General features: G+C 72.1%; 13 protein-coding genes. 6 read left to right on the top strand and 7 right to left on the bottom strand.

Annotation, left to right across the window (positions count from 1 at the left end; all coding sequences use genetic code 11):
* Positions 1 to 84: 84 nt before the first annotated feature.
* Positions 85 to 1,587, bottom strand: a complete 1,503-nt coding sequence (gene miaB, locus ABTY61_RS27490) for a tRNA (N6-isopentenyl adenosine(37)-C2)-methylthiotransferase MiaB (RefSeq protein ID WP_350507766.1) — start codon at positions 1,585 to 1,587, stop codon at positions 85 to 87.
* Between the two features lie 119 nt (positions 1,588 to 1,706).
* Between miaB and ABTY61_RS27485 the strand changes: the two genes are divergently transcribed.
* Entirely contained in the window at positions 1,707 to 2,726 is a 1,020-nt protein-coding gene (locus ABTY61_RS27485) for a TAXI family TRAP transporter solute-binding subunit (protein ID WP_350507765.1), read from the top strand.
* Here the strand turns inward: ABTY61_RS27485 and ABTY61_RS27480 are convergent.
* Positions 2,723 to 4,153: a sensor histidine kinase gene (locus ABTY61_RS27480; protein ID WP_350507764.1), complete on the bottom strand. Its 1,431-nt coding sequence runs from the start codon at positions 4,151 to 4,153 to the stop codon at positions 2,723 to 2,725. The two genes, ABTY61_RS27485 and ABTY61_RS27480, sit on opposite strands and share 4 nt — an antisense overlap.
* Positions 4,154 to 4,159: 6 nt before the next feature.
* The gene (locus tag ABTY61_RS27475) at positions 4,160 to 4,918 is read right to left on the bottom strand and encodes a response regulator transcription factor (protein ID WP_350507763.1); all 759 of its coding nucleotides are present in this window, start codon (positions 4,916 to 4,918) and stop codon (positions 4,160 to 4,162) included.
* A gap of 402 nt (positions 4,919 to 5,320) precedes the next feature.
* On the opposite strand from ABTY61_RS27475, the gene ABTY61_RS27470 reads away from it, so the two are divergent.
* The 5 genes from ABTY61_RS27470 (at position 5,321) to ABTY61_RS27450 (ending at position 10,536) form a co-directional block, all read left to right on the top strand.
* Entirely contained in the window at positions 5,321 to 6,094 is a 774-nt protein-coding gene (locus tag ABTY61_RS27470) for an amino acid ABC transporter ATP-binding protein (RefSeq protein ID WP_350507762.1), read from the top strand.
* A 140-nt stretch (positions 6,095 to 6,234) separates the two neighbouring features.
* A complete protein-coding gene (locus tag ABTY61_RS27465; protein WP_350507761.1) occupies positions 6,235 to 7,143 on the top strand; it encodes a glutamate ABC transporter substrate-binding protein in 909 nt (302 codons plus the stop codon).
* A gap of 47 nt (positions 7,144 to 7,190) precedes the next feature.
* The gene (locus ABTY61_RS27460) at positions 7,191 to 7,841 is read left to right on the top strand and encodes an amino acid ABC transporter permease (protein ID WP_350507760.1); all 651 of its coding nucleotides are present in this window, start codon (positions 7,191 to 7,193) and stop codon (positions 7,839 to 7,841) included.
* On the top strand, positions 7,838 to 8,686 hold the full coding sequence (locus tag ABTY61_RS27455) for an amino acid ABC transporter permease (RefSeq protein WP_350507759.1): 849 nt from the start codon (positions 7,838 to 7,840) through the stop codon (positions 8,684 to 8,686). The genes ABTY61_RS27460 and ABTY61_RS27455 overlap by 4 nt, the downstream gene beginning before the upstream one ends.
* Positions 8,687 to 8,808: 122 nt before the next feature.
* Positions 8,809 to 10,536 carry an FAD-dependent monooxygenase gene (locus ABTY61_RS27450; protein ID WP_350507758.1) on the top strand — a complete coding sequence of 576 codons (1,728 nt, stop codon included), beginning with the start codon at positions 8,809 to 8,811 and terminating at the stop codon, positions 10,534 to 10,536.
* Positions 10,537 to 10,753: 217 nt separating this feature from the next.
* Here the strand turns inward: ABTY61_RS27450 and ABTY61_RS27445 are convergent, their stop codons facing one another.
* The 4 genes from ABTY61_RS27445 to ABTY61_RS27430 form a co-directional block, all read right to left on the bottom strand.
* Positions 10,754 to 11,371, bottom strand: coding sequence for a regulatory protein RecX (locus tag ABTY61_RS27445; RefSeq protein ID WP_502895447.1), 618 nt, complete (start codon positions 11,369 to 11,371; stop codon positions 10,754 to 10,756).
* A gap of 187 nt (positions 11,372 to 11,558) precedes the next feature.
* Positions 11,559 to 12,674: a recombinase RecA gene (recA, locus tag ABTY61_RS27440; protein WP_350507757.1), complete on the bottom strand. Its 1,116-nt coding sequence runs from the start codon at positions 12,672 to 12,674 to the stop codon at positions 11,559 to 11,561.
* A gap of 214 nt (positions 12,675 to 12,888) precedes the next feature.
* On the bottom strand, positions 12,889 to 14,094 hold the full coding sequence (locus ABTY61_RS27435; protein WP_502895442.1) for an AI-2E family transporter: 1,206 nt from the start codon (positions 14,092 to 14,094) through the stop codon (positions 12,889 to 12,891).
* 36 nt (positions 14,095 to 14,130) lie between these two features.
* Positions 14,131 to 14,325, bottom strand: coding sequence for a DUF3046 domain-containing protein (locus tag ABTY61_RS27430; protein WP_350507756.1), 195 nt, complete (start codon positions 14,323 to 14,325; stop codon positions 14,131 to 14,133).
* Positions 14,326 to 14,529 lie beyond the last annotated feature (204 nt).

The raw sequence follows: 14,529 nt of genomic DNA, 5'->3' as shown, positions 1-14,529 counted from the left end.
GTGGATCACCTTAGCCGGAAAGCCCAACGGCCCGGCCGGAGCCGAAGAGCTCGGGCCGGACCGTTCGGCTTCCCGTCACACGGGTCAGTCGCCGCAGCAGGCGCCGCCCGCCGGGGCGGCCGGCGGCAGCTCGGCCGGGGCGCCGATCTTCGGCAGGCCGAGCAGCACTCCGGCCGGCTTGTCGGCGGGCTTGGCCTGGCGCTTCTCCCAGGCGTCGCCGGCCCGGGTGCGGCGCACCGCGAGGGTGGGGCCCTCGGCGAGCAGGTGGTGCGGGGCGGCGTAGGTGATCTCGACGGTCACCACGTCACCGGGGCGCACCGGCTCGTCCGGCTTGGCGAAGTGCACGAGGCGGTTGTCGGGCGCGCGGCCGGACAGCCGCTGGGTCTTGTCGTCCTTCTTGCCCTCGCCCTCGGCGACCAGGATCTCCAGGGTGCGGCCGACCTGCTTCTTGTTCTCGTCCCAGGAGATCTCCTCCTGGAGGGCGATCAGCCGGTCGTAGCGGGCCTGGACGACCTCCTTCGGCACCTGGTCCGCCATCTCCGCGGCGGGGGTGCCGGGGCGCTTGGAGTACTGGAAGGTGAAGGCGTTGGTGAAGCGGGCCTCGCGGACGACGTGCATCGTCTCCTCGAAGTCCTCCTCGGTCTCGCCGGGGAAGCCCACGATGATGTCGGTGGAGATGGCCGCGTCGGGCATCGCCTCGCGGACCTTGCGGATGATCCCGAGGAAACGGTCCTGCCGGTACGAGCGGCGCATCGCCTTGAGGACCCGGTCCGAGCCGGACTGCAGCGGCATGTGCAGCTGGTGCATCACGCTCGGGGTCTCGGCCATCGCGGCGATCACGTCGTCGGTGAAGTCGCGCGGGTGCGGCGAGGTGAAGCGGATCCGCTCCAGGCCCTCGATCTGCCCGGCGGCGCGCAGCAGCTTGGAGAAGGCCTCGCGGTCGCCCAGGTCGGAGCCGTAGGCGTTGACGTTCTGGCCGAGCAGGGTCACCTCGATGACGCCCTCGTCGACCAGCGCCTCGATCTCGGCGAGGACGTCGCCGGGGCGGCGGTCCTCCTCCTTGCCGCGCAGCGCCGGGACGATGCAGAAGGTGCAGGTGTTGTTGCAGCCGACCGAGATCGCGACCCAGGCCGCGTACGCCGACTCACGGCGGGTGGGCAGCGTGGAGGGGAAGGTCTCCAGCGACTCCAGGATCTCGACCTGGGCCCTGCGCTCGACCGCGGCCCGCTCCAGCAGCGCCGGCAGGTGCCCGATGTTGTGGGTGCCGAACACCACGTCGACCCAGGGGGCGCGCTTGACGATGGACTCGCGGTCCTTCTGGGCCAGGCAGCCGCCGACGGCGATCTGCATGCCCTGGTGGCGGCTCTTGACCGGCGCGAGCTGCCCGAGGTTGCCGTACAGCTTGTTGTCGGCGTTCTCGCGCACCGCGCAGGTGTTGAACACGACCAGGTCCGGATCGCCCTCCGGCCCGGCCTTGACGTACCCCGCGTCCTCCAGCAGGCCGGACAGCCGCTCGGAGTCGTGGACGTTCATCTGGCAGCCGTGCGTGACGACCTTGTAGCTCTTCAATCCGCTCTCACCGCTCACCAGACCAGGGTACGGGCAGCCGCGGCCGGGCTTTCCCCGGATCTTCGCGGAGCCGGTTCCGGAGCTTTCCCCCGGCCGTTCCCCTCCCGTTCGGCCGGAGCGCCTGGCAGTATCCCTGCATGACCCCCACCGATCCGTCACGACTCGGCGCCGCCGTCCGCCGCGCGGCCCGCAGCCCGCTGTGGCGGACGGTGCTGGTGCTGGTGCTGCTGGTGGCCGGGTTCGGCGGCTGGTGGCTGTCGGCGGGCCGCTCGCCGGGGTACCCGCGCGGGGAGACCCGCTTCGCGACCGGCGTCCCGCGCGGGGTCTACGACCGGTACGGGAAGCTGCTGCAGAGCCACGTGTCGCAGACCATGCCGGGGGTGCGGCTGGCCCTGGACAGCTCCGAGGGCTCGGTGGACAACCTCCGCCGGGTGATCAAGGGCCAGGACACCTTCGCCATCGCCACCGCCGACGCGGTCGCCGCCTACCAGGGCCCCGGCAAGGACAGGCTCCGGGCGATCGCCCGGCTGTACGACGACTACCTGCAGCTGATCGTCCCGGCCGACTCCCCGGTGCACCGCACCGCCGACCTCAAGGGCCTGCGGGTGGGCATCGGCCTGCCGCAGTCCGGGGTGAACCTGGTGACCAGGCAGCTGCTGACCGCGGCCGGGCTGGACCCGGACCACGACATCACCCCGGTCCCCGGGGGCGTCAGCGACGGTTCCGACGAGCTGCGCGACCACAAGATCGACGCCTTCTTCTGGTCCGGCGGCCTGCCGACCAGCGCGCTCACCGACCTCTCCGACCACATGCGGATCCGGATCGTCCCGCTGGGCGACCTGTCCGAGGCGCTGCACAAGGCGGAGGGCGACGGCGTGGACGCCTACCGGGCGGCCACCATGCCCAAGGGCACCTACCCGAGCGCCGAGCCCAAGGACGCCGTGGCCACCATGGCCGTGCCCAACCTGCTGGTCACCCGGGACGACGTGGACCCGGGGCTGGTCGAGGGGATGACCCGGGCGGTGATCGACAGCCGGGACCAGATCGGCGCCCAGGTGCACGCCGCCCAGCTGGTCGACCTGCGCACCGCCGTCTACACCGACCCGCTCCCGCTGCACACGGGCGCGGCGCGCTACTACCGCTCGGTGAAACCCTAGGGCCGTTCCGGCCGGGGCACCGCCAGGGTCACCGCGAGCCCGGTCGGTTTGACCGGGGCGAAGCCGAGCGAGCCGCCGCCGGCCGCCAGCAGGGTGCGGGCGATGGACAGGCCGAGCCCGGAGCCGTCCACGTTCTGGTGCCGCGCGCTGCGCCAGAACCGGTCCCCGGCCCGGGACAGCTCGTCCTCGGTCAGCCCCGGCCCGGCGTCGCTGACGGTCACCGCGACCTCGTCCCGGCGCACCACGACCCGCAGCCGCACCTGGCTGCCGGTCGGGCCGAACTTGAGCGCGTTGTCCAGGACGGCGTCCAGCGCGGAGCCGAAGCCGATCGGGTCGGCCATCCCGATGGCCAGCGCCGGGCCGTCCCAGCGCAGCTCGATCCCGCGCTGCTCGGCGACCGGCCGCCAGCCGTCCACCCGGGCCAGGGTCAGCTGGGCGAGGTCGGTCTGCTCGGGTTCGGGGCGGGCGTGCTCGGCGGTGGCCAGTCCGAGCAGGTCGTCCAGCACCCGGGCCAGCCGGGAGCCCTCCTCCCGGACCCCGCTGAGCTCCTCCTCGTGCCCCTCGGGCAGTTCCAGGCCGAGCACCTCGACCCGCAGCAGCAGGGCCGAGAGCGGGTTGCGCAGCTGGTGCGAGGCGTCCGCGACGAAGGCCTTCTGCTGGTCCATGGCGAGCACCACGTGGTCCGCCATCTCGTTGAACGAGCGCGCCAGCCGCTGGAGTTCGGGCGGTCCGCCGCCGGGGGCGACCCGGGCCGCCATCTGGCCGGTGGCGATGTCGTGGGTGGCCCGGTCGAGGGTGCGGACGGGGCGCAGCACCCACTCGGTGAGCCGGACGGCCAGCAGCACGGCGACGGCCATCGCGGCCGCCTCGCCGCCGGCCAGCACCAGCCACTTGTGCAGCACCCGGTCCCGCAGCGCCCCGGTCGGGGACTCGCTCAGCACCACCGCGACCACATCGCCGTCGCGCACCACGGGGGCGGCGACGGTGATCGTCCGGTCCCCGGTCCACGGCCAGACCTGCGGCGGGTTGTGGCTGCGCCGCCCGTCCAGCGCCTCCTGGAAGGCCTGGGCACCCCAGCCGACGGCGGGCACCCGCCAGTCCTCGGGCGCGACCGCTATCGGCATGCCGTCGCGCTGGAAGATGCCCAGCCGGACGCCGTACAGGTCGAAGTAGCGCTGGACCTCGGTCTTGATCGCGTGGCGCCGGCTGAGGTCGCCGGGGGCGGGCTCCGGGTCGCCCTTGCGGGCGGAGTCCAGCGTGGCGCCGGAGGTGGGCAGGTCCTGGGCGAAGCGGGCGGCGTCGTCGAGCCGGTCGACGACCACCCTGCTCTGCTCGGCCGCCGCGAACGCCGCCGCGAGCGGCAGCCCCAGGGCGGCCAGGACACAGAGCATGAGGGCGATCAGGATGCCGAGCAGGCGGGTGCGCACGTGCGGTCAGTGCTCCGCGGAGGAGGACGGGGCCTGGTCGGCGGCGGTGGCGGCCGGGGAGTCGGGTATCAGCCGGTAGCCGACGCCGCGCACGGCCTCGACCAGGCCGGGCAGCGCCAGCTTGTTGCGCAGCGAGCCGATGTGCACCTCCAGGGTGCGGCCGTTGCCCTCCCAGCCGCTGCGCCAGACCTCGCTGAAGATCTGCTCGCGCCGGTAGACCACGCCGGGGCTCTGGGCGAGCAGTGCCAGCAGGTCGAACTCCTTGCGGGTGAGCGGCACGTCGCGGCCGTCCACGCTGACCCGGCGGCGCTCCCGGTCGATCCGGATGCCCCGGGACTCCAGCGGGCCGCGCTGCTGCGGCACGGTGTCGGGCGCGGGCACCGCCACCGAGGACGGCTGGGCGCCGCGGCGGGCGACGGCGTGGATGCGGGCGAGCAGCTCGCCCATGTCGTACGGCTTGGTGACGTAGTCGTCGGCGCCCAGGTTGAGGCCGTGGATCCGGGAGCGGATGTCGGCACGGGCGGTCACCATGATCACCGGCACACCGCTGCCGGCCCGGATCCGGCTGCACACCTCGAAGCCGTCGCGGTCGGGCAGCCCGAGGTCGAGCAGCACGACGCGGTACGGGTCGTTGCCGTCCGGCACCAGGGCGTCCAGCGCCTCGTGCCCGCTGCGGGCGTGCCGCACCTGGAAGCCGTGCCGGCCGAGCACCGCTACCAGTGCCGCGGCCACGCGTTCGTCGTCCTCGACGAGCAGCAGTCGCATCCTGTTCTCCTCCTTTCCCCCTTGTGATCACCGGGCCGATCGGTCGGGGCCCGGCCCTGCGCAGTATGGGCCAGCGGGCGGCCAGGCGCCAGGTTCGGCCGCGGACCGGCCTCGTGGGGGACGGCGGGCACCGGCGCGGATTCCCGCTGTGACATGCCCCGTCGACGCACTCGCGAACAGTACGTACGCATGGCGTGGCCGTTTCGTGATCCTCAAGTTCCGCTCAGATCGGCTGACGGGGCGCCGTCAGCACTCCTAAGGTCGCCCCACCGGGGGCTGCGGCTCCGCCGGTCGCGGCTCCCGGATTCTTACCAGCATTGCCGCTCAAGGGAGTTGGAACTTCCGGAGCAGGCACGAATCAACCCAGTTCGACACAGTTCGACACATGAGGAAGCAGGCGCGATGACTGAGAGCCCGGTCGAGGACTCCACCCCCGCAGCCGCCCCACTGGTCGTGTTGAACAAGGTCAACAAGCACTACGGCGCGCTCCACGTGCTGCAGGACATCGACCTGGAGATCCGGCAGGGCGAGGTCGTGGTGCTGATCGGCCCGTCCGGGTCGGGCAAGTCCACGCTCTGCCGGACGATCAACCGGCTGGAGACCATCGACTCCGGGGAGATCACCCTCTCCGGCCGCCCGCTGCCCGCCGAGGGCCGGGAGCTGGCCCGGCTGCGCGCCGAGGTCGGCATGGTCTTCCAGGGGTTCAACCTGTTCGCACACAAGACCGTGCTGGAGAACGTGGTCCTCGCGCAGGTCAAGGTGCGCAAGGTGCTCCGTTCGCACGCCGAGAAGACCGCGCGCGAGCTGCTGGAGCGGGTCGGCGTCGCGGCCCAGGCGGACAAGTACCCGGCCCAGCTCTCCGGCGGCCAGCAGCAGCGCGTGGCGATCGCCCGGGCGCTGGCGATGAAGCCGAAGGTGATGCTCTTCGACGAGCCGACCTCGGCGCTCGACCCGGAGATGGTCAACGAGGTGCTGGAGGTCATGCGCCAACTGGCCGCCGACGGCATGACGATGGTCGTGGTCACCCATGAGATGGGCTTCGCCCGCTCCGCCGCCAACCGGGTGCTGTTCATGGCCGACGGGAAGATCGTCGAGCAGAACACCCCGGAGGCCTTCTTCACCGCGCCGCGCTCCGACCGCGCCAAGGACTTCCTCTCGAAGATCCTGCACCACTGAGCCCGGGGCCCGATCGGGCCCGACTCCGAGACCACGCGGGACCGCCGCCGGCGAGGGCGCCGGCCGACCCCGCCCGTGCCCGACTTCCAGACGCCAGAGCCCGGTCCACGCCGTGGCCCAGCCCCAGGAGACCAACCCTCATGAGGACTTCCCGCACCCTCGCCGTGGCGCTCTGTGCCGTCGCGCTCACCGCCACCGCCGCCTGCGGCAAGGACGGCACCCCCGCCTCCTCCGGCAACGCCGCGAGCGCGAGCAACGCTCCGGCGCTGCCGACCTACACGGTCAAGACCGACGTCAAGATCGACTCCGCGGTGCTGGCCGAGGCCAAGAAGCGCGGCCAGCTGATCATCGGCGCCAAGGCCGACCAGCCGAACCTCGGCTGGGAGGACGTCGCCAGCGGCGACCGCAGCGGTTTCGACATCGAGATCGCCAAGATGGTCGCCGCCGACCTCGGCTTCACCCCGCAGCAGATCAAGTGGCAGACCCTGGTCTCCTCGCAGCGCGAGCCGGCCATCGCCAAGGGCCAGATCGACTTCTACGTCGGCACCTACAGCATCAACGACGAGCGCAAGAAGACGGTCTCCTTCGCCGGCCCGTACTACATCGCCGGCCAGGACTTCCTGGTGAAGAAGGACAACACCTCGATCACCGGCCCGGACAGCATCAGCGGCAAGAACGTCTGCACCGCCACCGGCTCGACCTCGATCAAGAACATCCAGCAGTACAACCCGAAGATCACCCAGTTCGACACCTACTCGGCCTGCGTCGAGAAGCTGCTCAACGGCGAGGTCGACGCGGTCACCACCGACGACGCGATCCTCAACGGCTACGCCTCCAAGTACGCCCCCAAGCTCAAGGTCGTCGGCAAGCCCTTCACCAAGGAGAACTACGGCGTCGGCCTGAACAAGGACGACAAGGCGCTGCGGGACGCGATCAGCGACGCCCTCAAGGCCCACGAGGACAACGGCGACTGGAAGAAGGCCTACGACGCCACCCTCGGTGCGTCCGGCTCGGCCGCTCCGGCGATCCCGACCCTCGACCGCTACTGATCCGCACACTGTCCGCCCCTGACCATCTGTGAGAGGAGGGCCGCCGGATGGGGTTCCTGTTCGAGCAGGACAACTTCGCGTTGTTCCGCGACGGCTTCCTGCAGACGATCGAGCTGAGCGCGCTCAGCGCCCTGCTCGCCCTGCTGCTGGGCACCCTGCTGGCGGCCTTCCGGGTCTCCCCGGTCCCGGTCCTGCGTGCCTTCGGCACCACCTGGGTGACGCTGTTCCGCAACACGCCGCTGACCCTGCTGTTCTTCGCCGTCACCTTCGGCCTGCCGCCGCTGGGCGTGCACTTCAGCCACCTCGTCTTCGCGGTGCTGGCGCTCGGCGGGTACACCGCCTCGTTCGTCTGCGAGGTGATCCGCTCCGGCATCAACACCGTGCCGCTCGGCCAGGCCGAGGCCGCCCGCAGCCTCGGCATGAACTTCTTCCAGACCCTCACCCTGGTCGTCCTGCCGCAGGCCACCCGGACGGTGCTGGCCCCGATGAGCAGCGTGTTCATCGCGCTGCCGAGGAACTCGGCGATCGCCGGCGCGTTCAGCGTCGGCGAGCTGTACAGCGCCCAGCAGACCTTCTCCGAACGCGGCTACTCGATCTTCTCGATCTTCTTCTGGGTGGCCTGCGCCTACCTGCTGATCAGCGCGACGGTCGCCTCGTTCTTCCGCTTCCTGGAATCCCGACTGGCGGTGGCCCGATGAGTTTGTTCCAGCGCCAGGCCTCGGCCAGTGTCCTCTACGACACCCCCGGCCCCCGGGCCCGCGCCCGCTACCGCCTGTTCGGCGCCCTCGGGGCGATCGGCATCGCGGGGCTCCTCTGGTACGTCGTCTCCACGCTCGCCGACAACGGCCAGTTCGACGCCGACCTGTGGGACCCGTTCCAGTACACCTTCGTCCAGCAGATGATCGTGGACGGCCTGCTGGCCACCCTCAAGGCCTTCGGCCTGGCGGCCGCCTTCTCGCTCACCCTGGGCGCGCTGCTGGCCGCCGGACAGCTGTCCGACCACAAGCCGCTCCGCTGGACCTGCACCGCGATCGTCCAGTTCTTCCGGGCGATGCCGCTGCTGATCCTGATCGTCGCGCTCTACTACGCGTTCTTCGCCAAGGACCCGATGTGGGCGCTGGTGCTCGGCCTCACCCTCTACAACGGCGCGGTCCAGGCGGAGATCATCCGCAGCGGCGTCAACGCCGTGCCGCGCGGACAGGGCGAGGCGGCGTACGCCCTCGGGATGCGCAAGACCCAGGTGATGTCCGCCATCCTGGTGCCGCAGGCCGTCCGCTCGATGCTGCCGTCGATGATCGGCCAGCTGGTCGTCACCCTCAAGGACACCTCGCTGGGCTACATCATCACGTACAACGAACTGCTGTTCATGGGCAAGAAGATCGCCAGCCAGCCGCTGAACGCCGCGGGCTTCCCCTACATCCCCGTGGTCCTGGTGATCGCCCCGATCTACATCCTCCTGTGCCTCCTGTTGACCGCGCTCGCGCGGTGGATCGAAGCACGTGGCCGTCGCGGCGCGAACCGGCGCACTTCAGCTGCTGCTTGACGGACACCCAGGCGAACTGTTGCATTGCTCTTCGTGACACCTCCCGGGAGCATCCACGCGGCATATGCGGCAGCGGTAACTGACGCCGGCCCATGGGCCGGTTCGTCCCCGGAGGTCCCCGCATGGATCCGGTGATCGTGGTCGGGGCCGGACCGGTCGGTCTGGCCCTGGCCCTCGCGCTGGCCCGGCACGAGGTGCCGACCGTCGTCCTGGACGAGGGCTCCGGGCTCTGCCCGGAGGGCCCCCGCAGCGTCGTCCTCGGCGCCGACTCCGCCGCCTTCCTCACCCGGATCGGCTACTCCCGGGCCGTCTCCGACTCGGCCCTGTGGGACTCCTTCGCCGTCTGGCGGCGGCGCCAGGAGGTGCTGCGGATCGACCTCACCGACTCGCCCACCTTCCACCTCCCCCAGCACCGCCTCCAGCGCGGCCTGCGGGACGCCCTGACCGGCACCCCGCTGGTCCGGCTGGTCCCGCTGAACCGGGTCGTCGAGCTCGAACAGGACCGCGACGGGGTCAGCGTCCGCACCCACGGCACCCAGGACGGCTCCAGCACCTGGTGGCGCGGCAGCCACCTGGTCGGCTGCGACGGCGCCCGCTCCGCCGTCCGCAAGCTCTTGAAGATCCGCTTCCCCGGCCGCCCCGCGGTCGACCGCAACGCCATCGCCACCGTCCGGGTCGACCTGCCCTTCGACGGCGCCCGGCTGCACCGCGAACCCCCCTGGCGGGGCGACCGCGAGGCCACCGCCCGTCCGCTGCCCGACGGCGTCTGGCGGATCGACTGGCGCCTGCCCCCCGGCCGCCCCGCCCCCACCGAACAGGTCGACCCGCACGCCACCTGGCCCGGCATCGTCACCGGCGACACCCTGCTCACCCGGGTCACCGCCACCCTCACCGGCTGGTGCGGCGAACTCCCCCGCTACGAGCTGCTCGCCGCCGCCGACCACACCGCCCAGCAGCGCCTCGCCGCCCGCTTCCGCAGCGGCCGCTGCTTCCTGGCCGGCGACGCCGCCCACCTGCACGGCGCCCTCGGCATGCAGAACCTCGCCGACGGGCTGCGCGACGCCGACAACCTCGCCTGGCGGCTCGCCCTCGCCTGGCACCTCCACTCCGGCGGCCCCCAGCCCGGCGGCTCGCTACTGGACGGCTACGAGGCCGAGCGGCGCGGCGCGGTCGGCGCCCGGCTGCGCGCCGTCGACCAGTCCATGCCGCTGCTGCGCCCGCTGCGCGGCTGGCAGCAGACCCGCCGCTCGCTGCTGGTCGGCGGCTTCCGCAAGCACGCCCCGATGCTCGCCGACGGCCAGCTGGGCACCGGCCGCTTCGGCGGCGCGCCCGCCTACCCGGCGGCGCCCTCCGGCGTCCCCGGCCGGGTCCCGGTGCAGCGCGGCGCCCGCGGCACCACCTCGCTCAGCGAACTGCTGCCCGCCACCGCCCCCGGCGTGCTCGTCCCGGACCTCCCGGTGCTCTCCGCCGACGGCACCCCGGACCACCTCCACGCCCGGCTCGGCGCCACCTTCCTGCTGCTGCTGGTCGCCCCCGGCACCGCCGTCTGGTCGGCCGAGCACTGGCTGGGCGCCGGCCTGATGCCCCGGCTCGCCGAGGTCGCCGCCGCACTGCCGGTGCCGGCCGAGGTGCTGGTCACCGAGGAGTACCCGGGCGCCGGGCCGCACACCGTGCTGCTGATCCGGCCGGACGGGCACCTGGTCGGCGTCACCCAGGGCGCCGCCGCCGAGGACCTCCTGGCCCTGGCCGACCGCGCCCGCGGCGGCCCGGCCCCGATCGAGGGCCCGCCCGAGCCGGAGGCGGCACCGGAACCCGAACAGGTGGACTCCGCGACCCGGAGCGCGTCCTGACCTACCCCGCCACCCCCGTGGCCGGGTGGGTCAGCTCCGCCCCCAGGTCGTCCACCGCGTCCGGCCGCACCATCACCCGCACCTCGCGCCCGGCCTGCATCGCGTACGCCTCGGCGCCCCGGCGTTCGAACGGGTGATCTCCTCCAGTCGGGCCGGCCGCCGCGCGTACAGCTCCGACGACTCCTTGCGCGCCCCCGGGCGCCCGCCCGAACAGGAACTACTCCCCCTCGTCCTCCAGCGCGGCGCGCACCACCCGGAAGGCCAGCCCCTCGGAGTACCCTCGCCGGGCCAGCACGCCGACCAGCCGCCGGGTGCGGACCTGCGGGTCCAGCCCCCGGGTGGACCGCAGCTTGCGCTCGACCAGCGCCCGGGCCGCCTCCTCCTCGTCATCGTGGTCGACCTGGACGAGGGCCTGCTCGACCAGGTCGGCGGCGACACCCTTGGTGCGCAGCTCCTGGGCCAGCGCCCGCCGGGACAGCCCCCGGACGGCGTGCCGGGACTCCACCCAGGCCGCGGCGAAGGCCGCGTCATCGATCAGCCCGACCTCCTCCAGCCGGGTGAGCACCTGCTCGGCGACGTCCTCCGGGATCTCCCGCTTGCGCAGCGCGTCGGCGAGCTGCTTGCGACTCCTGGCCGCGCCGGTCAGCAACCGCAGGCAGATATCCCTGGCCCGGTTCTCCGGATCGCCCTGCTCCTCGACCCGCTTCCGGGCACCACGGCCGACGCCCCCGTCCGCCGACCGGCCCTCGCCACGCCGCGCCCGGGCCGCCGGGGCGGCCACACCCCCGTGACCGACCGCCCCGGACCCACTCCGCCACCCGTCCGCGTCCGCCAACGCCGAACGACGCCGACGCCGACCGGCAGGCAGCTCGGAGGCCGAAACCAGCCCAAGCCCCTCGACCGGCTGCCCGGAACCCGGCTCCGGCTCCTCAGCAACCGCCGCGAACCACTCCGGCGGCCCGTAGTCGTCGTCCTCCGGCCCGGCCGGACCGCCGCCCACCATGTCGTACTCCGTCAACAGCTCAGGCCTTGGCAGCCGCCGTCTTCTTCGCCGCGGCCGTCTTGGCTGCGGTCGCGGTGATCGGCTTGGCAGCGCCGTCGGCCGCCGCGGCCTCCGGCTCGCCCTCGGCCGGCTCCTCGGTCTTCGGGCCGATGCCGAGCTTGCCCTTGATCTTCCGCTCGATCTCGTCGGCGAGCTGCGGGTTGTCCCGCAGGAAGTTACGGGCGTTCTCCTTGCCCTGGCCCAGCTGGTCGCCCTCGTAGGTGTACCAGGCGCCGGACTTGCGGATGAAGCCGTGCTCGACGCCCATGTCGATCAGGCCACCCTCGCGGCTGATGCCGATGCCGTACAGGATGTCGAACTCGGCCTGCTTGAACGGCGCGGCGACCTTGTTCTTGACGACCTTGACACGGGTACGGTTACCGACCGCCTCGGTGCCGTCCTTCAGGGTCTCGATCCGGCGGATGTCCAGTCGGACCGAGGCGTAGAACTTGAGCGCCCGGCCACCGGTCGTGGTCTCCGGCGAGCCGAACATGACGCCGATCTTCTCGCGCAGCTGGTTGATGAAGATCGCGGTGGTGTTCGACTGGTTCAGCGCACCGGCGATCTTGCGCAGCGCCTGGCTCATCAGACGGGCCTGCAGACCGACGTGCGAGTCACCCATCTCGCCCTCGATCTCGGCGCGCGGGACAAGGGCCGCGACCGAGTCGATGATCACCAGGTCGATCGCGCCGGAGCGGATCAGCATGTCGGTGATCTCCAGGGCCTGCTCACCGGTGTCCGGCTGGCTGACCAGCAGGGCGTCGGTGTCCACGCCGAGCTTCTTGGCGTACTCGGGGTCGAGCGCGTGCTCCGCGTCGACGAAGGCGACCGTGCCGCCGGCCCGCTGCGCGTTGGCCGCCAGGTGCAGCGTCAGGGTGGTCTTACCGGAGGACTCGGGGCCGTAGATCTCGACCACCCGGCCGCGCGGGATGCCGCCGACACCGAGGGCGACATCCAGGGCCGTCGACCCGGTGGAGATCACCTCGACCGGCTCGTTCGCCTTCTCACCGAGGCGCATCACCGAGCCCTTGCCGAACTGCCGCTCGATCTGGGCGAGCGCGGCCTCGAGGGCCTTCTCCTTGTCCGTACCTGCCATGGCTTTTTCCCTCGGGTTCTGTGCTGTGCGCTTCATCGTCCTCGACGCTAGCGCGTCCCACTGACAAACGAGCCCCACCCGGCTCGCCCTGTGGAAAACTCCACGCCGGAGAGTACAAAGAACATCTGTTCGATTCAAGCCCCGAGGTCCGAACACACCGCAGGGCGGGCAGTCCCCCGACCACCCGCCCCGCCCCGTCACCCCCGCCCCACCATCACTCCCCGTCCCCACCCACCATCCGCCGCAGCCGCCGGGCCGCCTCCCGACGCAGCTCCCGCCGCGCCCGCCGCTGCTCCCCCCGGTCGATCCGCGGATCGGTGGCCACCTCGTACCGCCGCACGTACGTCCCGACGAAGCCCTGCAGCGTCGCCGCCGCCGGGATCGCGATCAGCGCACCCACCGCCCCCAGCAGCGCCGCCCCCGCGATCACCGCGCCGAAGGCCACCGCCGGGTGCACGTCCACCGTCCGGGCGGTGATCCTCGGATGCAGCACGTAGTTCTCCACCTGCTGGTAGACCACCGTGAAGACCAGCACCCACAGCGCGTCCACCGGCTGCACCGTGAGCGCCACCAGCACCGGCAGGGCACCCGCCAGGTACGTCCCGATGGTCGGCACGAACTGCGACATGACGCCGACCCAGATCGCCAGCGCCGCCGAGTACGGCAGGTCGATCAGCACGAACATCAGCCAGTGCCCGGCCGCCGACACCACCGCCAGCACCGCCCGCGAGTACAGGTAGCCGCCGGTCTTGGCCAGCGCGATCTCCCAGGCCCGCAGCACCTCGCCCTGCTTGGCGGGCGGCAGCAGCGAACACACAGTCCGGCGGACCCGCGGTCCCTCGGCGGTGAAGTAGAAGGTGAACAGCCCGACCGTGAAGGTCTGGAAGAGCCCCCCGAGCACGGTGGACGAGACACCCAACACGTTGTCGGCCGCCTGCTGGGCGTAGTTCTCGATCGTGCCGGAGTCCTTGAGCAGCTTCTTCTGCAGCTCACCCAGCGAGAGGTCCTGATGGAAGGTCCGGTTGACCCACCCGATCAGGTTGTCCACCAGGTGCGGCAGGTCCCCCGCGATCTTCGCCACCTGATCCACCAACAAGGTCCCGAGCGCCGCCAGGAACCCGACCACTGCCACCCCGACCGCGACGAACACCAGGAAGGTGCCCACCCCCCGGCGCACCCCGCGCGCCGCCATCCGGTCCACGGCCGGCTCCAGCGCCAGCGACAGGAAGAAGGCCACCAACAACATCACGAACAGATCGATCAACTGCCGGAAGGCCCAGTCGGCGAGCTGGAACAGCCCCACCAACACCAGGAACAGCACCATCGCCCGGGGCAACCAGGGCGGCATCCCACCCCACAGCGTCCCGCCGCCCGTCCGCTCCCCCTCGCCCCGGCTCTTCTGCTCTCCACTCGTAGTCACCCGGACAGTCTGTCCCACCCGCCCCACGACAGCCGCTCAGCGCAACTGCGCCGAGACCCCCTGGGTCTCACACACCACCCGCCACACGTCCTTGGCCTCCCACCCCGCCTCCAACGCCTGGCGCACCGTCCGCCCACCCAACTCACTCATCACGTGATCGGACGCGAACGACTCCGCGTACCCCTCCCCGAAGTGCGCGTACATCCGTCGCCAGAACTCCGTCAGCCTCATGCCCCCAGTATCCCGAACCCACCAGACCCCACCCCCAACCCGCACCACCCACCCGCACCACCCACCCGCACCAACCCACCCACCCCCACCACCCCCTCCCCCCTCCCCACCCCAGGCGAGAGGGACGCGCTGCGGGAGGGGGCGGTGGAGGGGGTGGGTGCGGAGAGGGGCGTGACGGGTGATTTTCAGACCGCCAACGGCGCC

The sequence above is a fragment of the Kitasatospora sp. NPDC096128 genome (genome assembly GCF_040303105.1).
GTDB lineage: Bacteria > Actinomycetota > Actinomycetes > Streptomycetales > Streptomycetaceae > Kitasatospora.
Note: the sequence above shows the minus strand (reverse complement) of the source record. Positions and strands in the feature narration are given on the sequence as shown.